Below are 21,384 nucleotides of genomic sequence, written 5' to 3' on the forward strand. Positions count from 1 at the left end.
GCCCGGCCGCAGCATGCGAGCAACCGTGGGAGCATCGGGTTGAGCAGTACGACGACCCAGACCTGGCCCGCAGCCAAACAGGCACCGCCGCCGGCCCCCGGGGTACACCTCCCCTTCACCGCGCCACTGCTGGGTGGCGCGCGTGGGCGGCTGCGGGACCGCACGGTCGACTACATCCTGCCCAACCTGTCGGGTGGCCGCGGCGCCTACGTGGCGCTCTGGAGCATGGTGAGCGATTTCGCCAGCCCGACGCTGCACGACACGCTGCTGTCCCAGCGTCTGGCCGGGCTGCCCCTCCTGACGCCGAGCTCGGTGCGAGCCGCAGCGCGGGCGGTGGCATGCGAGGGCTATGCCGGCCGGGCCGCCGCCGCTGCCGGCGCCACGTCCAGAGCAGCGATCGACGCCGAGGCGCTCCGGCTCTGGGCGAGTTTCCTGATGGCGATGGTCCGCCGCGGCGAGGTCTCCGCGCTCGACCACCCGATCGTCCTGAACGAGGCGACCGGCGTCGTTCCCAGCCAGGTGGCCGACGGGTTCGCGGCTTTGGCGCACTCGCTGGGATGGGAGCCAGCACTGCTGTCGAGCGCGCTGGAACAACTCTCGACGGCCTTCGTGCCGATCGCGCCCGGAACCGCCGGCAAGACCGGCCCGGGCCGTGTGCACAAGCTGCTCGCCTTGCTCCGACGCTTGCACGACGCGCTGCTCGAGGAACAATCGCACCTGACGATGCAGCCCCTGGCCGGTGTTGCCCGAATCCTCGGCCGCCTCGAGCAGTGCCTCGCACAGGGCGACCTGCTCCTCGCTGCGGCGACCGCGGCATGCTCGGATCCGGCGGCCCTGGTCGACCGCTGGCGCAAGAACCCGGCTGCCGCACTTGCCCCGATGTCTGCCCTCGAGGCGGCCCTCGATGGATGGGATCGGATCTGCCTGCTCTGGCTGGACGCTCCGACGCTCTCCGCGCGTGTCGGAATGATCGGGGAACTCAGCCGGCTGGCCTCGATCGCCGGCCTCCCGGCATGTGCGAAGCCGGCGGCGCCCGGAGCCCCACAGCCGCCTGGACCGCCGGGGTCAGCAAGACCCGCCGGACCTGCAGCCTCGCCGGATCAAGCCAGTGCGACCACGGCGCTCGCGGACCCGCCATCCGTGCTGGTCGAGCGCAACGAACGTGTCCGGGCCGACGAACTGGCACTGGATGATGTCGATGCCTGACGCGACCACGAAGCGCGACGGCGGCCGAGATACGACACTGCGCACCCTTTCCGAGGAATTGCTGCGGGCAGACAACCCGAAGCTGCTGCAGATCACCCGCATGATCGACCTGCTTCCCGAGCGGGGTCAGGCAGACCTGCTGCTGGCACCGGTACGCGATCGCCTGTCCCGGCTCCGTCCGGTCCGCGCGATGACCACCAGCCGGTTGCTGTTCGTGCCATTCGATCCCGTGCTGGTCGCGGCCGGTCGCTGGAAGCCGGGCGAATTGGCGGTCCCGCGCTCGATCATCCGGCCGTTATCGGCGTTGATCCTGGAGAACCTCGACAGGACCGTTTTCGCATCGTCTCCCGCTGCTTCGCTTCGCCTGGGCGAGCCCGACCGGGCTGCGGTGACACGGGTCGGCGCACCGCTCTGGGCTGCTTCCGCCCAGCTTCTGTCTGACCTGGTGCTGCCCGAAAGCTGGTCCACTCCGGCATGGCAGTCCCAGCACGGCCTGACCGCCGCCATGGCCAGGCAGCTGATCGCGGTCATCCGCCTGATCCTCGGGCGGGCGGTCGAGCTCCGGACGTTGCCTGCGCCGACGGACCCGCTCTACGAACATTTACTGACCGCGCTGCTCAGCGACGCAGCCCGCACCGGCCCCCTCGGATGGGGCATCATGCTCGCGCTGCTGATGGACGCCTCGGCACCCGACCGCGTGGCAGCAGCTGCCACCACCCTCGCCCGCGGAAACCGGTTCGCGACGTCGCTGCATGCTGGGCTGGATGCCGCAGTGGCCGGAACGCTCGATCGGATGCAGACGCTGATCGACGAGCCGCCGACGCCGGCGGACCTGCTCGACCCGCATGGGCTCGATGTCAGGCTCGGGTTGATCGGCCGGGTCGAGGCGTTCGGACGGCTGCAGCATCGTCCGCCCGGCGAGCAGCGCCACGTCGCAGCGCTACGTCAGGCCCTGTCGAAGGCAAACCGGCTGGTGTTCGAGCAGACACTCGCCGCGCGACTGCCGGGCTCACGAAAGTGGGGTACAGATCTGCCTGTGCCGGAACCTTCGGGCCCTGTGGCGGCGCCGTTATGCACGCCGGCTGAAGTCGGCGTGCTCGAATCGGAGGCTCGCGCGCTGCGGCGGTTCTCGCTCGCGGCCGCGAAACTGGGCGATGGCGATCAGTATGACCGCCTGCTGCTGGAGGCTGCATCCCGCTATGCCGCCGCCGATGCTTCCCTGACCGACGCCGACCGGATGCGGCTGACGGAATTGCTGGTCGGGGCTGAGAAGACCATCCAGTTGTTCCGCCTGGCCTAGGTCCGACATCGTGATCACGAAGCGTCTTCACGTTTCGTTCATCTCACCTGTGCAATCGTGCGGGATCGAATGACCGGCAGACGACACGGCAGCAACGCCTTCCCGCACCGGCCTGAACCATCGGCACCAGGTGACATGCTTTGGCAGCTTTCCAGTCGATGCTCGCAATGGAACGGTCTTCGGGTGGGGCCGCCTTCCGCGGACGAGTTGCAGCGCTCGGGATCCCGGGCCACGGCATGTCCACGCCCCGGCTCGCCGATGCGCCGCCGGTCGTCAGCCGGACGGCCTGGAGCATCGGCGCAATGCCGCAGCGACGCGCCGATCACGGGGTCGATCTGGGCGTCCATCTTCCGTTCATCGCGCCGACGCTATGCGGCGTCCGGGTCAGGTCCAACCGGGGTGAGCTCGAGTTCATCCTGCCGAACCCCTCCGGCGGCCGCGGCGTGTACGTGGCAGCCTGGGGCGTCGTCAGTGGCTTCGCGGATCCGACACTGCACGACACGCTGCTCGTCGGGCGGCTCTCGGGTCGGGATGCGATCGGCCCCGCCGACGTCAGGCAGGCTGCCTGTGAAGTCGCCCTCGCAGGCCATGCCGGACATGCAGCCGGCGAGGCGGCGCAGCTGTCGCTCGAGGCGCTGACCAAGGCATCGTTGCGCCTGCGGGCGCATTTCCTGCGCACCCTGATCCGCCTCGCCGGCTTCCAGCGGGCGGAGGACGAAGCGAGCTGCCTGACCGCCACCGGTTTCAACAGGCTGGCCGCTCGCCTGGGCTGGCACGGACCGCAACTGGCTGACGCCATCGAGCAGCTCTCGGTGCAGCTTGCTTCGGTGGTTGCCGGGCCTGGTCGAACCACACCCGGTGGAAGCGCGGCCGCAGGCAGTCCGCACGATACTTCAGCTGCTGATCGGTTGGAGTTCCGCCCCTCCCTCGCCACCGGCCGGTGGGGCAAGCTGCTCGCACTTGTCCAGCAACTCCGGCTCTCTCTTGCGGAGGAGCAGTTCTCCCGCAGCGGCCCGGACAGCATGACGCTGGGCCGGATCATCGTCGCCACCGACCGCTGCATCCGCCTCGCCCGGGACCTGCTTCCGGAGATCGACGCGCTGCTGATCGACCCGAGGCCGGCGCTCGAGGCCTGGCGTGACGGGGTCGCCCATGGCGTGCCGGCCTGGCTCGATGGCCTGGAGAGCGTGTTCGATGGCTGGGATCGGATCTGCCTCGTGTGGTTCGACGCCCGGACCCCACGGGCCAGGCGCTCCCTGATTCCAGAGATCGCGACGCTCGCAGGCGCGACCGGTGCCGGCGAGGGATGGTCGCCGCCGGGCAAGCCGGGGGCGGGCCGCCAGATGCCGGGGGAGGCCGGGCAACAACCATGGTCCGACGAGCTCGGCCAGATGGTGACGCGCAACGAGCGCATCCGGATGCGCGAAATCACACTGGAGATCGAGACCGCCTGGCCTTGACCATGACGCCGTGGCAGGGGACCTTGCGTTCGATGACTCCACCCGACGCGGACGCCGACACAGGTGACCTGCAACTGCCCGATGACCGGATCGGTGCAGCATTGCAACGGATCCGCCGGAGGATCGAGACCGCCGCATCGGAGGCAGGACGCGATCCCGCCGAGGTGACCCTGGTTGCGGTATCCAAGACGCATCCCGCCAGCGCCATCGCTGCAGCCGTCGGCGCCGGGCAGATCGTGTTCGGCGAGAACCGTGTGCAGGAAGCCCAGGCCAAGTTCCCGCAGCTGCGTGCCGCACGCATGGAAGCGGGTGCGCCTGGCCCGGTGCTGCACCTGATCGGTCCGTTGCAGACCAACAAGGCGCTCGAGGCGGTCCGGCTGGCGGATGTGATCGAGACGCTCGACCGTCCGCGCCTGGCCGATGCGATCGACCAGGCTGCGCAGAAGGCCGGCCGCCTGCCCGACCTCCTGGTCCAGGTGAATATCGGCAGCGAGCCACAGAAAGCCGGGATCGCCCTCGAGGATGCCGACCGGTTCATCGAGACGTGCCGGCAACGGTTCGGCAGCGTCCTGACCGGCCTGATGGCGATCCCGCCCGCGGACGTCGACCCGCAGCCATTCTTCCACCGGCTGGCGGCGATGGCGGCAGCGCACGGCCTGGCCGGGATCTCGATGGGCATGTCCGGTGATTTCGAACAGGCGATCGCCTGCGGGGCTACCTCGGTGCGGATCGGCACGGCAATCTTCGGCGGCAGGCCGGCACCGGTCGCCCCCGATGCCGGGACTTTGCTTGCATCCGCCTCGGACTAGGTCGTATGGGGCTGCATCGGGCGCCTGATCGAACGCGCCCATCCTCCGGAGCATGGCTGGATGAGTGATGTCGCCGGGGTCTCTGGCGCAACCCCGTCCAGCCGGTTTGCTGGCGACCAGAGCCAGTCGACGGAGCCGGCACCTGGCAGTGGCCACGGCCTGGTCCGCAACCGTGGTGTCACCGTGGCCTCGCTGCTGGCGGTGCTCGGCGTCGTCTATGGCGACATCGGCACCAGCCCGCTCTACGCGCTGAAATCCACGCTCGAGATCGTCAGCCCGAACGCCCACGCCGTCTCGCGCTGGGAGGTGCTCGGCATCGAGAGCCTGATCTTCTGGGCGCTGATCCTGGTCGTCACCGTCAAGTACGTGATGCTGATCATGCGCGCCGACAACAACGGCGAGGGTGGCATCCTGGCGTTGATGGCGCTGGCGCAGCGGGTCGCGACCGGCCAGCGTCTGCGGCAGATCCTCGGCTTCGTCGGCGTCATCGGCGCTTGCCTGTTCTTTGGCGACGGCACCATCACGCCCGCCATTTCGGTGCTGTCCGCGGTCGAGGGCCTCGAGGTCAGCCTGCCCAGCGCCGCCGAGGTCGTGCTGCCGATCTCCGTCGTGGTGATCGTGGTGCTGTTCAGCGTGCAGTGGCGCGGCTCCGGCGGCGTCGGACGCGTGTTCGGTCCGATCATGCTGCTCTGGTTCATCAGCATCGGCATTTTCGGCGGGATCGAGGTCGCGCGTTACCCCTTCGTACTGGAGGCGTTGCTGCCCCACCACGCGGCGATCTTCATCTGGAATCACGGCTGGATGGCGTTCGTCGCCCTCGGGGCGGTGGTGCTGGCGGTGACCGGGGCGGAAGCGCTCTACGCCGACATGGGCCATTTCGGGCGCAAGCCGATCCGGGCGGCCTGGCTCGCCCTGGTGCTGCCGGCGTTGGCGCTCAACTACCTCGGCCAGGGCGCGCTCATCATCGAGCACCCGGACGCCATGGTGAACCCGTTCTTCCTGCTGTGCCCGTCCTGGATCCGGCTGCCGATGGTGATCCTGGCGACCATGGCGACCGTGATCGCCAGCCAGGCGATGATCACCGGCGCCTACTCGATGGCCCGGCAGATGGTGCAGCTCGGCTACTTCCCCCGCATGCGTGTGCTGCACACCAACGCCGACGAGGAAGGCCAGATCTACGTGCCGCAGGTGAACTGGGCGCTGCTGGTCGGCGTGCTGCTGCTGGTCCTGGCGTTCCGCTCGTCAAGCGCGCTTGCCTCGGCGTATGGCATCGCGGTGACCGGCACCTTCATGTGCACCTGCGTGCTGGCCGCCGTGGTGTTCCGCCGCGTGTATCACTGGTCGCGGTTTGCGGCCCTCGGCACGTTCGGCGGGTTCTTCCTGATGGACGCCGTGTTCTTTGCCGCCAACGCGCTGAAGATCCCGCAGGGTGGCTGGGTGCCGCTGCTGCTCGGCACCGTGCTCGCCACCCTGATGACCACCTGGAAGACCGGCCGCGGGCTGATCCTGCAGCGCTGGAAGCAGGACAGCCTGCCGCTCGCCTCGTTCCTGGCCCGGCTGCCGCAATCCCGCACCCTGCGCGTGCCGGGGATCGCGATCTTCCTGACCGCCAATGCCGACTTCGTGCCGGCCTCGCTGCTGCACAACCTGAAGCATAACAAGGTGCTGCACGAGCGCATCCTGTTCGTCACGGCGCAGAACCTGGACCAGCCGGAAGCCGATGTCGGCGGCCGCATGATGGTCGAGGAGATGGCGCCGGGCATCCACCGGGTGACGCTCCGCTACGGCTTCATGGAGAGCCCGAACCTGCCTCGCGCGCTGGAAGAGCTGCGCGTGCACGGCGTGGCGTTCGACCCGATGCAGGCCTCCTATTTCGTCAATCGCGAGGTGCTGGTGCGCGCGGCGATCCCGAAGATGCCGTTGTGGCGCATGTCGCTGTTCCTGGTGATGGCACGCAACGCGGTGCCGGCGATCGAATTCTTCCGCATTCCGTCCGACCGCGTGGTGGAGCTCGGCGTCCGCGTTGCTATCTGAGCAAGGGGGGCCATCTGTCGTCGATGGGTCTCGCCCTCTACGTGCACTGGCCGTTCTGTCTGGCCAAATGCCCTTATTGCGATTTCAACAGCCATGTCCGGGACGAGATTCCGCAGGCCCGGTTCGCGCGCGCGCTCCGCACCGAGCTCGCCACCGAGGCCGCCCGGCTGGGGCCACGGCCTTTGGCGTCGATCTTTTTCGGCGGCGGCACTCCGAGCCTGATGGAGCCGGCCACCGTCGCCGCCCTGATCGACGACGCCTGCCGTCTGTTCCCGCCGATGCCGGACCTCGAGATCACCCTGGAGGCCAACCCGACCAGCGTCGAGCTCGGTCGGTTGCGGGGGTTCCGCGACGCCGGCGTGAACCGCGTGTCGCTGGGGGTGCAGAGCCTGGACGCCGACGCGCTGCACATGCTGGGCCGCGAACATTCCGCGCCTCAGGCGGTGGCGGCGCTGGAAATCGCACGGGCGATCTTTCCGCGGATCTCGTTCGACCTGATCTATGCCCGACCTGGCCAATCCGTTGCTGCCTGGCGCGCCGAGCTCGACCAGGCCCTGACGCTCGCCTCTGACCATCTCTCGCTCTACCAACTCACCATCGAGCCAGGCACGAAGTTCGAGGCGCTTCACCGCCAGGGCCTGATCGCGATGCCCGACCAGGAGCTTGGCGCGGCACTCTACGAGGAGACCGCCGACGTCGCCGCGCGGCATGGGCTGCTGGCCTACGAGGTCTCGAACTACGCCAGGCCGGGATCCGAGAGCCGGCACAACCTGGCGTACTGGCGCTACAGCGACTACGCCGGGATCGGACCGGGCGCGCATGGTCGCATCACGCTTCCGGACGCCGACCAGGACGGTCCGGCAATCTACGCGACCCGCCGGCATCGTGCGCCCGAGCCGTGGGCAGATCGGGTCGAGCGGCTGGGGCATGGCCTCACCGACGAGACCCGGCTGGTAGCGCCAGAGCCTGCTCGCGAGATGCTGCTGATGGGCCTCAGGCTGTCGGAGGGCATCGACGCGGCACGGTTCGCCGCCCGTACCGGCACCGCACTCCAGGATGCGGTCGAGCCGGCGATCCTCGAGGCGGCGATCGAGGAGGACTACCTGCGCTGGGATGGTGGTTCCCTGATCGCCACCTCGGCCGGACGCCTGCGGCTGGAGGCGCTGCTCGGCGCGCTGGTGCGGTAGGCGGCCCGGATGCGGCTGGCGATCCAGAGGCTCGCATGCGTCCTCGCCTTGCTCCTGCTGACCGGACAGGCAGCGCGTGCCGAAGCGCCGTTCTACGTCATCGAGGATAACGATTTCCTCGGCCCGGGCGGCTCCGACATCCAGTCGACGCTGCCGCTGCTGGCGAACCCTGCGGTCACCCTGCTCGGCCTGACGGTCGTGACGGGCGATGGCTGGGAGAATGCCGAGGCCGCCAACATCCTCCGCTTCCTCGAGATCGCCGGGCGCACCGACGTGCCGGTGGCCGAAGGTGCCGTATATCCGCTGGTGAACACGGTTGCCCGCATGCGCGAGTGGGAGCGCCGCTTCGGGACGATCCCCTGGAAGGGCGCCTGGGGCGGCACCGGTTCCATCGACGCCGCGCCCGCGACCGAGCCGCCGATCGGCCCGCTGCCGGCAGGCGCGCCGCGCACCCACGCCATTGCCGAGCCGGCCGCGCTGTTCCTGATCCGCCAGGTGCACCTGCATCCGCATCAGGTGACGATCGTCGAGGCCGGCCCGATGACCAACCTGGCCCTCGCGATCCGGCTCGATCCGACGTTTACTGCCACCGCCAAGCAGCTCGTTTTCATGGGCGGGCTGATCGACACCAACATGGCGGCGGTGACCGGCAACGCCAATTTCGCGTCCGATTTCAACATCCTGTTCGATCCGGAGGCGGCGCATATCGTGCTCACCGCCGATTGGCCCAGGATCGTCTCGCTCGGCAACGTCTCCGGCAGCGTGATGATGACGCCCGCGCTGATGGACCGCATCGCTGCGGTCCGGACGCCCGTCACGGAGTACCTCGAGCGATATTTCGCATCGTTGCCGCTGTGGGACGAGATGGCGACCGCCGTTGCCGTGAATCCCGCCCTGGTCACCCGATCGGTCGATGCCTACATGGATGTCGACCTGACCGACGGCATGGATTACGGCCACGCCCACGTCTGGCCCGAGGCCTTGGCGCCGAAGGATCGGGGCATGCGCCGCGTCACCATCGTGCAGGCGATCGACACCAGCCGGTTCCTCGACGGGTTTGTCCGGGACGCGCAATCCACCCGGGCCGGCCCTGCAGCCGGTCCGCATCATTGAGGAACCGCCCCGCATGAGTGACAGCAACCGCACTATCGGCGTCGGACGCACCGCGCTCTTCGTCGGCGCCTCACGTGGCCTTGGGCTCGGCCTGGTGCAGCAGCACCTGGCGCGTGGCTGGAAGGTGATCGCCACCGTCCGCAAGCCCTCCGACGCGTTGCACGCGCTCTCCGCCGAGGCCGGCGACAGCCTGGTGATCGAGACGCTGGACATGAACGAGCCGGCGCAGCTCGAGGCGCTCGCGGACCGGCTCGGCAGCACCCGGCTCGACCTGCTGTTCGTGAATGCCGGCGTGGCACACGACCCGTCGCAGACCATCGGCAGTGTCTCGGACGAGCAATTCTTCCATATCCTGCGCACCAACACGCTGAGCCCGATGCGCGTCGTCGAGCGCCTCGAGGGGCTGGTGCCATCGCCCGGGACGATCGCGGTGATGTCGTCCTCGCTCGGCAGCGTGGCGATGAACGAGACCGGCGGCTACGAGACCTACCGCGCCAGCAAGGCGGCCCTCGACACGTTGCTGCGCTCGGTCGCGGCCCGGCGGAAGGACAGCCGGCGGACCTTCCTCGCGGTGGACCCGGGCTGGGTGCGTACCGACATGGGCGGGCCCGGCGCCAATCTCGACGTGGAAACCAGCACCAGCGGCGTCACCGGGATGCTGGAGGCGCGACGCGGCACCCCGGGCGTGTTCTTCGTGACCTACGCCAACAAGGAACTGCCCTGGTAGCGGCCGCTTCGGACAGGGCTGCCCAATGGCCGTTCACCTGATCAAGCTGGCGGTGGGTGTCGCTACGCCGGATGAGCTGGCGGGTCGCCAGGCGATGCGATCGCGGGAGACCGGGGCGCATGACGGCAAGCCGTTCTTCCGCACCCGCAGCTTTCCGCGGCGCGCCGAGGAGGTGCTGGCGGGCGGCTCGATCTACTGGGTGACGGCCCGAATGCTGCTGTGCCGCCAGGTCATCCGCGACATCGTGCAGGACCAGCGCGACGACGGCACTCCCTGCACCGGCGTGGTGCTGGAGCGCCCGATCGTTGCAGTCGTGCCGCGCACCGTGCGGGCCTTCCAGGGCTGGCGCTACCTGACGGAGGCCGATGCACCGGCCGATCTCACCGGCAACCCGGCGTCGGGCGACGAACTGCCGCTCAAGCTGCGCCGGGAGCTGCTGGCGTTGTGCCTGCTGTAGCATGCGCGAGATCCTGATCGGCTTCGACTCCGCCTGGACCGACAACCTGCGCAACCCGGGCGCCATCGCCGCCGTCGTGATCGAGGATGGGCAGCCTGCCGAATTCGTGGCGCCCAGGCTGGCGAGCTTCGCGGACGCACTCAAGCTTGTGCTGGAGCTCGGCGCCACGGCGGACGTGCTGCTGGTGGCGATCGACCAGCCGACCATCGTGCCCAATCTCGCGGGCTGCAGACCGGTGGAGCGCGTGGCCGCCAGCATCGTCAACAGGCTGAAGGGCGGCGTCCAGCCGGCGAGGCGGGGCGGCGGTGGCGCCTCGATGTTCGGCGACGACGCGCCGATCTGGGGTTTCCTGGCGGCGATCGACGTGGTGCAGAACCCGGCGGCGGCGCGCAACGCGACCAGCGGCCGTTTCGCGATGGAGGTGTTCCCGGCACTCGCCCTGCCCTCGCTGGTGCCGGCGATCTGGGAGCGCAAGCGGGCGGCGAAGTACAATCCGGTGCAGCGCAAGACCTTCCTGCTCACCGACTGGCAGATCGTCTGTGACGGCCTCGCCACCCAGGCCGACCGCCTCGGACTGCCGGCGCTGGCTGCCTGGGCGCGGGCGCACCATCCGATCGCGGTGCCCAAGAAGGCCGACCAGGACCGTCTGGATGCCGCCCTCTGCCTGCTAATTTGCCGGTACTGGCGACAAGATTCGCCGGCGGCCGGCATGGTGATCGGCGACGACGCCCACGGCTACATCGCGACACCGGTCACTGCCGAGACCCGGGCGATCCTTGCGCATTCCGCCGCCCGAAACGGGGTGCCGGTGGACACGGTCTGGACGCCCGGCCCGAACCTGCATCGGAAACACGCACCGTCTGCCACCGGCGCGGCAAGCGGCGACATCGTCTCCGAGGACAGCGTGAGCGGAGCCGCCGGGGCGCTTGCGGAGGAGACTGCCGCCCGCCTCGGGGTGCCGATGGACGAGGTCGCCACGCCTTCCCCCGAGGGAGATCGAGAGATGAACGGCTTTCGCGTCGATGACGTCCGGCTGCGGCAGCTTCTGGTCGGCCTGGCCAGGACAGGCGAGATCGTCAGCTATGGCAGCGTCGCCAGTCACTTCATGCAGCAATGGAGCCGGGCCTTCAGCTCGTCCCTGACCGCGGCACTGGCCCGGTTGTGTCTGCAGAACAAGGCGCTGGGAGAGCCGAGCCTGATGTGCCTGGTGGTCAACAGCGAGACCCGCCGGCCCGGCCGGGGCTTCTACCCGCTGATCGGTGAGATGAACCCGACCATCGAACGACAACAGGAGCTGTTCGAGCAGGAACGCGCGCGCTGCCACGCCTGGTCCTGGCCCGACCCCTGAGCGTCGGCCGCCAGCGCGCTGAAACTGCTGGCACCCCTGTGGCAGATCGGCATCCTCCGGCTGGGATTCGGGTGCCGGACCACACGCTCCGGTTGATATGCAGCCGCCGCCTCGTTCACCATGCGGGCACCATGGTCGCCTCGCCCCAGCAGGACGCTCCGCCCTCCCGTCGCCGGACCATCGGCGCGAAGGGGAGAGTTCCAGGCACGCTCTGGCTGCTGCCGCTGCTGTGCGTGCTTGCGGCGTGCGGCGGCGGCGGCGGCGGGCAATACGCTCGGACCGGGCATTATTCTCCGGGCAGCACGATCTACCCCGAGCCCGGGCCGCCCGAGGATCCGTGGCGGCCGTACATCCGGGATGCCTCCAGCCGGTTCAGCGTGCCCCAGCAATGGATCCGCGCGGTGATCCACCAGGAATCCGGCGGCCACGAGTATCTGCATGGCCAGCCGATCACCTCCGGCGCCGGTGCCATGGGGCTGATGCAGCTGATGCCGGCGACCTATGCCGACCTGCAATCGCAGTACAACCTCGGCAGCGACCCGTACGAGCCGCACGACAACATCATGGCGGGCACCGCGTACATCCATCAGATGTACCAGAAATACGGCGCGCCGGCCTTCCTCGCGGCCTACAACGCGGGCCCGCAGCGGCTGGACGACTACCTCTCGAACGGGCGCTCGCTGCCGAACGAGACCATCAATTACGTCGCCTCGATCGGGCCCAACCTCGGCACCGAGATCGCCATGAGCGGCCCGCTGGCATCGTATGCCACCGGGGCGGGCTCCTACTCGACCGAGCCGCCGGTCCAACTCGCTGCCTATCGGGTGCCGTCCAATCAGGCCTACGGACACCGGCGGCGTGGCAGGCAGACTGCCTGCTGGCACGATCCGGATGCGGCATACGATCCGGACGCTCCCTGCCAGGCGCCGCCGCCCGTCGAGGCGCCGGTCCAGGTTGCCGCCTACGTTCCGGTGCAATCGGCGATGGCCTACTCGCGACTGCCGCCACCCTCCGCCCAGCCCCGGGCGTCAGCCGGGTGCGTGCGTGATCCGGATGCCGCCTATGACGCGCCCTGCACGCCGCGACCGATCCAGCCCGCCATCCGATATGCCGCCCCGGCGCCGATGGTCATGCGGATTGCCGCGCGGGTGCCGGAGCCGCCGGCCGCACCTTCGGCGTATGGCAGCTGGGCAATTCAGGTCGGCGCATTCAATTCGGTCGAGCAGGCGCGGTTTGCCACCACGATGGCGCGCCAGGCTGATTTCACCCGTCTCGCCGGCAGCCAGAGCGTCGTGCAGCAGACCACCCCGTTCGGGCATGCGGTGCTGTATCGTGCACGCCTGGCCGGCCTCGCCCGCGGCGATGCAGGGAGTGCGTGCGACGCGCTCCGGTCGCAGAACATCCCCTGCATGGTGGTCACGCCCGGCGGCTGAACCGCGCCGCCCGGCAGTCGTTGGCTCCACACCCGGAGGAGACACGCCATGACCGAGATCACGACGCTGCAGCCGCATGATCCCCTGCCCGACGGCCCCGCCATCGTGCTGATGCGCCGGTTCGAGGAGGAGGACCCGATCCGCCCGATGATCGAGCTGATCGTCATCCACAAGAACCAGTCGGAGGAGACCAGCCGCCTGCTGACCGAGACGGGCGAGCCGCTCGACTGGGATACGGCGCAGGCGCAAGCGCAGACGCTGGCCCGCGAGGCCGGCATCCATCAGGTCTATCACGTCGACCGGACTGCCGGGGCACGCGAGCGCGAGATCGCCGAGCATGGCGGTGATCGCAGCGTCGCCATGGACACCCTCGCCGACGACGATCTCGAGGAGGGCGTCACCGGCAGCGACATGCGCGACATGAAGCTGAACGAGGCGCCGCGGAAGTTCTGACCGCGACGCTGCGTTCGGCGGCGGGTGGTCAGACGGCGATGCGGATCTGGCCGTCCATCGCCGGCCAGTCGGAGTAGCCGACCGTATCGCCGCCGTACCAGTACTGCTTGGGGGCCTCTGCAATCGGTCCGCCGGTGCGCAGGCGCTCGACCAGGTCCGGATTGGCAATGAAGTCGCGGCCGAAACTGAATGCGTCGGCGCGACCCTCGGCGAGGGCCTTTTCGGCCAACTCGGTCGTGTAGTCGTTGTTGCCGATGTAGGCGCCGGAGAAACGCTTGCGCAGCGCCAGGAAGTCCACGTCTGCCGGATGGTCACGGGTCTGCTGGGTCTCGCCCTCGATCACATGCACGTACGCCAGCTTGAGCGTCGAGAGTTCGTCCAGGTAGGTGCCGTAGGTGGCCATCACGTCGGAGGTCAGCGGGGTCTTGCCGGGGTTTTCGGTGGCCGGCGAGATGCGGATGCCGACCCGGTCGCCGCCGCCCCAGACCTCGGTGACGATGCGCGCCACCTCGAGCGGGAAGCGCAGCCGGTTCTCCAGCGAGCCGCCGTAGCGGTCGGTGCGCTGGTTCGTGCTGTCGCGCAGGAACTGCTCCAGCAGGTAGTTGTTCGCCGAGTGGATCTCGACGCCATCGAAGCCGGCCTCCTTCGCGCAGGTCGCGGCATGGCGGTAATCCTCGACGATCTGCTCGACCTCGCCGGTCGAGAGCGCGCGTGGGGTCACGTGGTCCTGCATGCCCTCCTTGGTGAAGGCCTGGCCGATCGGCTTGATCGCGGAGGGCGCCACCGGCAGCGCCCCGCCCGGCTGCAGGCTCGGATGCGAGATGCGGCCGGTGTGCCAGAGCTGCAGCACGTTCAGCCCGCCGCGCGCATGCACCGCCCGGGTCACCCGCTGCCAGCTTGCGATTTGCGCCTCGGCCCAGATGCCCGGCGTCATCGCGTAGCCGCGCGCCTGGGCGGATATGTTGGTCGCCTCCGAGACGATCAGGCCGGCGGTTGCGCGCTGGGCATAGTAGGCGGCGGCAAAGTCCGGGGGCACGCCCTCGTCGCTGGAACGGCTCCTGGTCAGCGGCGCCATGACGATCCGGTTGCGCAGGGCCAACGCGCCGATCTGGAACGGCTGAAACAGCGGGCTGTCAGGGTTTACGGACATCAGGTCTCCAAACACGAAAAGAAATAATCGAAACGATAAATGCAGCGGCTGGTCCGCCGCTGCAGGTCGGCTGCGCTCCACATCATCTCGCGGACCGGCGCCGTCGTACCGACGCGGCGGGCGGGGCCGCCCGGGGCAAAGCTGGGTGCCGCCGACTACGCCGCTAGGGTTCTTTGCAGTAATGCCGTAATGGTGATGAAGTGCCGTCATCCTTGAAGAGGCTACACGCGGCGCCGGGAGGAAATCGTTGGAACCCCTGAGGCCCGGCCTACCAAAACCGGATGCCGTGCTGCTGCGACTGCAGCTGATCGGCCGGATGCAGGCATTGACGCTCAATAATGAGAGCGTCCTGCCCCTTGGCCGCAAGACCCGCGGATTGCTGGCGATCCTGGCGCTGTCCGGACGACGACCGGTGCTGCGCTCGAAGCTGGCCGAGCTGCTCTGGAGCCGGCGGTCGGAGGAGCAGGCGCGGGCGTCGTTGCGCCAGGAGATCCATCGGCTGCTGGAGGCCCTGTCGCCGGTCGGCGTCGAGATCATCACGGTCGAACGCCACACCCTGGCGCTGAAGCCGGCGCTGACCTCGGTCGATGCCGAGCGCATCCGCAACGCCAACGCCAACCAGGCCGAGAGCCTGCCGCCGATCGACGGCATCCTGCTCGACGAGCTGACCGGCACCGATCCGGCGTTCGACGCCTGGCTCGACCAGGAGCGCAACCGCCTGCGCGAGCATGCGATCGGGCTGTTCGAGACCATGCTCCGGCGCCAGCGCGATACCATGGGCACGCTGGCCGCGGCCCGTCAGCTGCTGCTGCTCGACCCGTTGCACGAGGCCGCCTGGCGGGCCCAGATCCGCGGGCAACTGGCGCTCGGCGAGACCGGGCTGGCGTTCCAGAGTGCCGAGCGTTGCGCGGCCGCGTTTGCCGCCCGCAATGCCGTCGAGCCCGGCCCCGACACCCGTCGCCTGCTGTCGGAGATGCTGCGCGGCGGCCCAGAGGCGGTCGGCCGGGTCGAGGCCGATCCGGGTTCGCAGGACGGGTCCGGCAGGACCGGCGCGGGTGCTTCGGCGGATGCTGCGGAAGCGTCCGCGACCGAGCAGCACGACGCACCCGCAGCCTTCCCGCCTGGCCTCGATGCGGCTCCCGAGCGGATGCTCAGGCATCCGGATGCGGTGAACCAGCTTCGGCACGACATCCATCACGGACTGCCCTTCATCACCGTGCTGCCGATGCTCGACCTGAACGGCCCGGCTACCTCCGGACGGTTCGAGCACGCCGGCGCCCAGGGAACCCAGGCCCCGCAGCCGCCCAAGCTGACACCGGGAACCTCACCGAACCTGGCGCCAGGCCTGGCGCCGGCGCTTGCGCAGGGCCTGGCGGAGGATATTGGCGCCGGCCTGATCCATTATGGCGGGGTCAAGCTGCTCTCCGGCAGCGAGCTGTCGGGGAGCCTGTCGCAGGGGCGCGACGACGCCGTGCTCAGGCAGAGTTTCGGCCTCGACTACGTGCTGGACGGCACCCTGCAACGCACCCAGAACCGGATCCGCGCGATCCTGCGCATGACCGACATCCGCCAGCACGGGCAGCTGGTCTGGGCGCAGCGTTTCGACGCCGCCGAGGACGACGTGCTGACGCTGCAGGAGACCATCACCGCGCAGGTGATGGCGCGGCTGCCCTGGGAGATCATCCTGGTCGAGGGGCGGCGGCTGTCGCACCGGCCGACTGCAGAGCTCAATGCCTACGGGCTGGTGATGCGCGCGGTCACCCTGATCCTGCGCATCGACCGCCTCCAGAACGAGCGCGCCTGCGCGCTGCTGCAGGAGGCATCGGCGCTCGATCCGGGTCATCCGCTGCCGCACATGATGCTGGGCCTGGCTTGCATGCTGCGCAGCATGCAGCGCTGGGGCGATCCGAAGCAGGCGGCGGCCGAGGCGTCGGCGGCACTCGGCCAGGCGCTGGAGCGCGGATCCTCCGCCTCTCCCGGAGCGCTGACCCTGAGCGGGCTGCTCCGCAGCGAGCTGCATGACGAGCCGGACAGCGCGATGGTGCTGATCGAGCGCGCCATGGCCGATTATCCGTTCGACGCCGCCGGCTGGGCAGCGGCGGCGTTCCCGCTGGTGCGCCTCGGCCGCATCGAGGAGGCCGCCCGCCATTTCCAGCACTACAAGATGTTGTTCCCGACGCATCCGCTGGAGGTGCTGCTGGACCAGCCGGGCATCATGATCGCGCTGCTGCAGGGCAGCTTCGACGAGGCCGTCCGGATGGGCGGCGTGCTGTCGGAGCTGCGACCGGGCTTCGTGCCGAACCTGGTGCCTTACCTCTCGGCATTGGGTCATCTCGGCCGGGCGGCCGAGGCGGAACGCATCACGGTGCGGCTGCAGACGATGCTGCCGGATGGCGGCACGCTCCGGCTGGTGCAGGAGTCCGGGCTGCGACGCGCAGAGGACCGGCAATGCCTGGCGGATGGGCTCAGGCGGGCCGGCCTCCCGCTCGAGGACGAGCCGGCTCCGAGCGGCCCGCCGCCCCCCTCGAAGCAGGATGCCGACATCCTGGCTGCACCCACGATCGCTGGATCGACCGCCACGCTGCCGGGGGAGCGGGCGGCGGCGCAGAAGCAGATGCCGAGCGACGCGGGCGGACGCTTGGCGCGACGGGACGAGCAGGATAGATAACGACCTGCAACCGGTCCCGACGGCCTCCCGGAGGTCGTTCTCCGGGCTTTCCCGAAGGTTGCCCCGGGCTCGGAGCGTCGGCGTTCAGATCGCCCGCGCAACCGGCGGGGCTCATCCAGGCCACAGAGGCACCATGATTCTGCGTCCAATCGCTGCCGCCGTCGTGACAACCGGGGCCTTCACCACGTCCGCCAGCGGCAACGCAAGGGCCGGCCTCGGCGCCCGCGCCTTCGGGTGGGCGGGGATGGCGGTCTGCCTCGTCGGGCTGGCCGCGTGTGGCAACGGCTCGAGCGACCACAGCAAGCCGATCTCCGGAGACACCACCGCCCTGGCCACGCCGACACAGGCCAACCACCTGATGGGCGAGGATCGCAGCTCGACCGCCGGCGACCAGACTGCGGTGGGGGTGAATGCCTATCTGTGGCGCGGCGCCATCGACACGCTGTCCTTCATGCCGTTCGCCTCCGCCGAGCCCGAGGGCGGCATCATCATCACCGACTGGTACAGCCCGCCGACCACCACCGGCGAGCGTTTCAAGGCGAACGCCTACATCCTCGGCAAGGCGCTGCGCTCGGACGCGATCAAGGTGTCGATCTTCCGCCAGGTGCTGCAGGACGGGCAGTGGGTCGACGCGCCGGTGGCCTCGAATACCGCGGCCGACATCACCAGCAAGATCCTGGCACGCGCCCGTCAGCTGCGCACCGATAGCGGCGCCGGCTGAACGGAACGCCTGAGACAGGGCGGACGCCATGAGCGACACCGGCTCGAGCGACGCAGCGGCGCGCTACGATTTCCGCGCCGCCGAGCAGCGCTGGCAGCGCGTGTGGGACGAGGCCGGGTGCTTCGACGTGCCGGACGTGCCCCCGCCCGACCGGCCGAAATACTACGTGCTGGAGATGTTCCCCTATCCCAGCGGCCAGCTGCATATGGGCCACGTCCGCAACTACACGCTGGGCGACGTCATCGCGCGGTACAAGCGGGCGCGCGGCCATGCGGTGCTGCACCCGATGGGCTGGGACGCGTTCGGGTTGCCGGCGGAGAATGCCGCCCGCGAGCGTGGCAGCAACCCGGCCGAGTGGACGCTGGCCAACATCGAGACCATGCGCGGCACGCTGAAGCGGCTCGGCCTGTCGCTGAACTGGGACCGCGAGTTCGCCACCTGCCTGCCGGATTATTACGGCCACCAGCAGAAGCTGTTCCTGGACATGATGGCGGCCGGCCTGGTCGAACGCCGCTCGGCGCTCGTGAACTGGGACCCGGTCGACCAGACCGTGCTGGCCAACGAGCAGGTCGTGGACGGACGCGGCTGGCGATCCGGCGCGGTGGTCGAGAAGAAGCGGCTCAGCCAGTGGTTCCTGCGCATCACCGCCTACGCGCCGGAGCTGCTGGCATCGCTCGACGGGCTCGATGAGTGGCCGGAGCGGGTCCGGCTGATGCAGGCGAACTGGATCGGCCGCAGCGAAGGTGCCCGCGTGCGGTTCCCGCTGGCCCATCCGCCGGCCGATCTGGACCCCGACATCGACGGGCTCGAGGTCTACACCACACGGCCGGACACGCTGTTCGGGATGTCGTTCCTGGCTGTCGCTCCGGAGCATCCGCTGGCGGCGCACGTGGCGGCGAGCGATCCCGCGGCGGCTGCATTCATCGCCGAATGCCGCAGCCTCGGCACCAGCGAGGTCGCGATCGAGACGGCCGAGAAGCGCGGCTACGATACCGGGCTGCGGGTGGCGCATCCGTTCATGCCCGACGTCACCTTCCCGGTGTGGATCGCCAACTTCGTGCTGATGGAATACGGCACCGGTGCGATCTTCGGCTGCCCCTGCGGCGATCAGCGTGACCTGGATTTCGCCGTCAAGTATCGCCTGCCGGTGCCGGTGGTGGTGCTGCCACCGGGCGAGGAAGAGGCCGCGTTCCGGATCGACCGCATCGCCTATGACGGCCCGGCGACGCTGATCAATTCCGGCTTCCTGGACGGGCTCTCGACCGATGCCGGCCGCCGTGCGGCGATCGAGCGGCTGGAAGGCCTGGGTGCCGGCGAGGGCGTGGTGAACTGGCGGCTGCGCGACTGGGGCATCTCGCGCCAGCGCTACTGGGGCTGCCCGATCCCGATCATCCATTGCGAGGCCTGCGGTGCGGTGCCGGTGCCGGACGACCAGCTGCCGGTGCGCCTGCCCGACGATCCGGATTTCTCGCTCCCCGGCAACGCGCTGGATCACCACCCGACCTGGAAGCACGTCGACTGCCCCCGTTGCGGCAGCCCGGCCGTGCGCGAGACCGACACCTGCGACACCTTCGTCGACAGCTCGTGGTATTTCGCCCGCTTCACCGCACCCCGCGCCGACACCCCGACAGTGCGCGCGGCGGCGGATGGCTGGCTGCCGGTCGACCAGTATATCGGCGGCGTCGAGCACGCGATCCTGCACCTGCTGTACGCGCGCTTCTTCACCCGGGCGATGCACGCCACCGGCCATCTCGGGCTGGACGAGCCGTTCGCCCGGCTGTTCACCCAGGGCATGGTGAACCACGAAAGCTACCAGGCGACGGACGGCACCTGGCTGTATCCGGACGACGTCGAGCGCAGCAGCAGCGGTGCGACCCGCCGCGATACCGGCGAGGCGGTGCAGATCGGCCGCGTCCAGAAGATGTCGAAATCCAAGCGCAACACGGTGTCGCCGGAGGCGATCATGGAGCGCTTCGGCGCCGACACCGCGCGCTGGTTCGTGCTCTCCGACAGCCCGCCCGAGCGCGACATGGAATGGACCGAGGCCGGCGTCGCAGGTGCCTCGCGCTTCACCCAGCGGCTGTTCCGGATCGTGGGTGGGGTCGCTGCCACCACCGCCGCGGCGGACATGCCCCAGGCGTTCGGCGAGGCGGCCGACACGCTGCGTCGCTCCACACACCGCACCATCGCCGCGGTCACCGACGCGCTCGAGGCCTTCACCTTCAATGTCGGCGTGGCCCGCCTGCACGAGCTCGCCTCGGCACTGGCCGATGCCGCCCACCAGGCCCCTGCCGCCGACATCGACTGGGCGCGCCGGGAAGCCGCGGTCACGCTCTGCCTTCTGGTCGCGCCGATGATGCCGCATCTGGCCGAGGAGCTGCTCGCCCTGCTGGAGCCGGATGGCCTGCTTGCCGTCGACCGGGCCTGGCCGGAGGCGGACCCGCTGCTGCTGGCCGCCCGCCGGGTGACCATCGCGGTGCAGATCATGGGCAAGCTGCGCGGCACCATCGAGGCGCTGCCGGACGAGGCCGGGGACCTGGTGATCGCCGCCGCCGAGGCGGAGCCGAACGTCGCCCGATCGCTGGAGGGACGCCGCATCGTGAAGCGCATCCATGTTCCCAACCGCATCGTCAACTTCGTGGTCGCCGGATGATCCGCCACCTCGCCCGCACCGCGCGCCTGCTGCTGCTGGCGCCGCTCGCATCCTGCGGCTTCCATCCGCTGTACGGCGCGGCGGACCAGTCGGCGATCGCCAAGCTGCCGGACATCTTCGTGCAGTCGATCCCGGACCGCTCGGGCCAGGAGCTGCGCCTGGCTCTGCAGCAGCGGCTTGCCGGCACCAGCGAGGCGGAACCGCAGGGCTACACGCTGCTGGTCAGCCTCTCGTCATCGGGCGAAGCGGTCGGCATCAACGGCGACAACTCCTCCGAGCGCAACCGGATCGTCGGGCGGGCCCATTGGGTGCTGTCCTCGGTGTCGCCGGCGCCGGTGCAGGTGACCACGGGCGATGCTCGCACGGTCGACGGCTACAACCAGATCGACGAGCAGTATTTCGCCAGCACGCTGGCAAACGACACCACCCAGCAGCGCATCGCCAACAACCTGGCGGATGCCATCACGCTGCAGCTCGCCACCTGGTTCACCAACCATCGGCCGGTCGGGTCCGCGCCTGTGAAGGCGCCGACCGGCCAATACCTCACGCCGCACGACGTGCCCGGCGACACCAACGAGTCGCCCAGCACGGCGCCGGGCGAGGACGGGCTGCCGGCGAGTGCGATCGGACGCGGCAACCCGACTCCGTAACGCTCGCGGTCAGGT

General features: G+C 69.6%; 17 protein-coding genes. 16 read left to right on the forward strand and 1 reads right to left on the reverse strand.

What is annotated here, in order from left to right; genetic code table 11:
- The first annotated feature begins 39 nt into the window (after positions 1-39).
- From ACOEQ2_RS08710 to ACOEQ2_RS08765, 12 genes are all read left to right on the forward strand, one after another.
- On the forward strand, positions 40-1,206 hold the full coding sequence (locus ACOEQ2_RS08710; protein ID WP_419730973.1) for a hypothetical protein: 1,167 nt from the start codon (positions 40-42) through the stop codon (positions 1,204-1,206).
- The gene (locus ACOEQ2_RS08715) at positions 1,199-2,506 is read left to right on the forward strand and encodes a hypothetical protein (protein WP_419730974.1); all 1,308 of its coding nucleotides are present in this window, start codon (positions 1,199-1,201) and stop codon (positions 2,504-2,506) included. Before ACOEQ2_RS08710 ends, ACOEQ2_RS08715 begins: the two co-directional genes overlap by 8 nt.
- A 236-nt stretch (positions 2,507-2,742) precedes the next feature.
- Complete coding sequence (locus ACOEQ2_RS08720; RefSeq protein ID WP_419730975.1) at positions 2,743-3,966, forward strand: hypothetical protein; 1,224 nt, start codon at positions 2,743-2,745, stop codon at positions 3,964-3,966.
- A gap of 32 nt (positions 3,967-3,998) precedes the next feature.
- On the forward strand, positions 3,999-4,775 hold the full coding sequence (locus ACOEQ2_RS08725; RefSeq protein WP_419730976.1) for a YggS family pyridoxal phosphate-dependent enzyme: 777 nt from the start codon (positions 3,999-4,001) through the stop codon (positions 4,773-4,775).
- 60 nt (positions 4,776-4,835) lie between these two features.
- On the forward strand, positions 4,836-6,809 hold the full coding sequence (locus ACOEQ2_RS08730; RefSeq protein ID WP_419730977.1) for a potassium transporter Kup: 1,974 nt from the start codon (positions 4,836-4,838) through the stop codon (positions 6,807-6,809).
- Between the two features lie 23 nt (positions 6,810-6,832).
- Positions 6,833-7,996 carry a radical SAM family heme chaperone HemW gene (gene hemW / locus ACOEQ2_RS08735; RefSeq protein WP_419730978.1) on the forward strand — a complete coding sequence of 388 codons (1,164 nt, stop codon included), beginning with the start codon at positions 6,833-6,835 and terminating at the stop codon, positions 7,994-7,996.
- A 9-nt stretch (positions 7,997-8,005) separates the two neighbouring features.
- Positions 8,006-9,109 (forward strand): nucleoside hydrolase, encoded by a 1,104-nt coding sequence (locus ACOEQ2_RS08740; RefSeq protein WP_419730979.1) that lies wholly within the window; start codon positions 8,006-8,008, stop codon positions 9,107-9,109.
- Positions 9,110-9,122: 13 nt separating this feature from the next.
- Entirely contained in the window at positions 9,123-9,836 is a 714-nt protein-coding gene (locus ACOEQ2_RS08745) for an SDR family NAD(P)-dependent oxidoreductase (protein WP_419730980.1), read from the forward strand.
- A 25-nt stretch (positions 9,837-9,861) separates the two neighbouring features.
- Complete coding sequence (locus tag ACOEQ2_RS08750) at positions 9,862-10,293, forward strand: DUF1489 family protein (RefSeq protein WP_419730981.1); 432 nt, start codon at positions 9,862-9,864, stop codon at positions 10,291-10,293.
- 1 nt (position 10,294) lies between these two features.
- Positions 10,295-11,641: a DUF429 domain-containing protein gene (locus tag ACOEQ2_RS08755; protein WP_419730982.1), complete on the forward strand. Its 1,347-nt coding sequence runs from the start codon at positions 10,295-10,297 to the stop codon at positions 11,639-11,641.
- Positions 11,642-11,772: 131 nt separating this feature from the next.
- Complete coding sequence (locus ACOEQ2_RS08760) at positions 11,773-13,074, forward strand: transglycosylase SLT domain-containing protein (RefSeq protein ID WP_419730983.1); 1,302 nt, start codon at positions 11,773-11,775, stop codon at positions 13,072-13,074.
- 48 nt (positions 13,075-13,122) lie between these two features.
- Positions 13,123-13,527 (forward strand): hypothetical protein, encoded by a 405-nt coding sequence (locus tag ACOEQ2_RS08765; RefSeq protein WP_419730984.1) that lies wholly within the window; start codon positions 13,123-13,125, stop codon positions 13,525-13,527.
- Between the two features lie 28 nt (positions 13,528-13,555).
- Here ACOEQ2_RS08765 and ACOEQ2_RS08770 read toward each other — a convergent pair whose 3' ends face one another.
- Positions 13,556-14,677 carry an alkene reductase gene (locus ACOEQ2_RS08770; protein WP_419730985.1) on the reverse strand — a complete coding sequence of 374 codons (1,122 nt, stop codon included), beginning with the start codon at positions 14,675-14,677 and terminating at the stop codon, positions 13,556-13,558.
- Between the two features lie 286 nt (positions 14,678-14,963).
- Between ACOEQ2_RS08770 and ACOEQ2_RS08775 the strand changes: the two genes are divergently transcribed.
- From ACOEQ2_RS08775 to lptE, 4 genes are all read left to right on the forward strand, one after another.
- Positions 14,964-17,345, forward strand: coding sequence for a BTAD domain-containing putative transcriptional regulator (locus ACOEQ2_RS08775; protein ID WP_419730986.1), 2,382 nt, complete (start codon positions 14,964-14,966; stop codon positions 17,343-17,345).
- A 133-nt stretch (positions 17,346-17,478) separates the two neighbouring features.
- Positions 17,479-18,066, forward strand: a complete 588-nt coding sequence (locus ACOEQ2_RS08780; RefSeq protein ID WP_419730987.1) for a DUF3576 domain-containing protein — start codon at positions 17,479-17,481, stop codon at positions 18,064-18,066.
- A 28-nt stretch (positions 18,067-18,094) separates the two neighbouring features.
- On the forward strand, positions 18,095-20,719 hold the full coding sequence (gene leuS / locus ACOEQ2_RS08785) for a leucine--tRNA ligase (protein ID WP_419730988.1): 2,625 nt from the start codon (positions 18,095-18,097) through the stop codon (positions 20,717-20,719).
- Entirely contained in the window at positions 20,716-21,369 is a 654-nt protein-coding gene (gene lptE, locus ACOEQ2_RS08790) for an LPS assembly lipoprotein LptE (RefSeq protein ID WP_419730989.1), read from the forward strand. The genes leuS and lptE overlap by 4 nt, the downstream gene beginning before the upstream one ends.
- Positions 21,370-21,384 lie beyond the last annotated feature (15 nt).

The organism is Lichenicola sp., assembly GCF_965198575.1.
GTDB lineage: Bacteria > Pseudomonadota > Alphaproteobacteria > Acetobacterales > Acetobacteraceae > Lichenicola.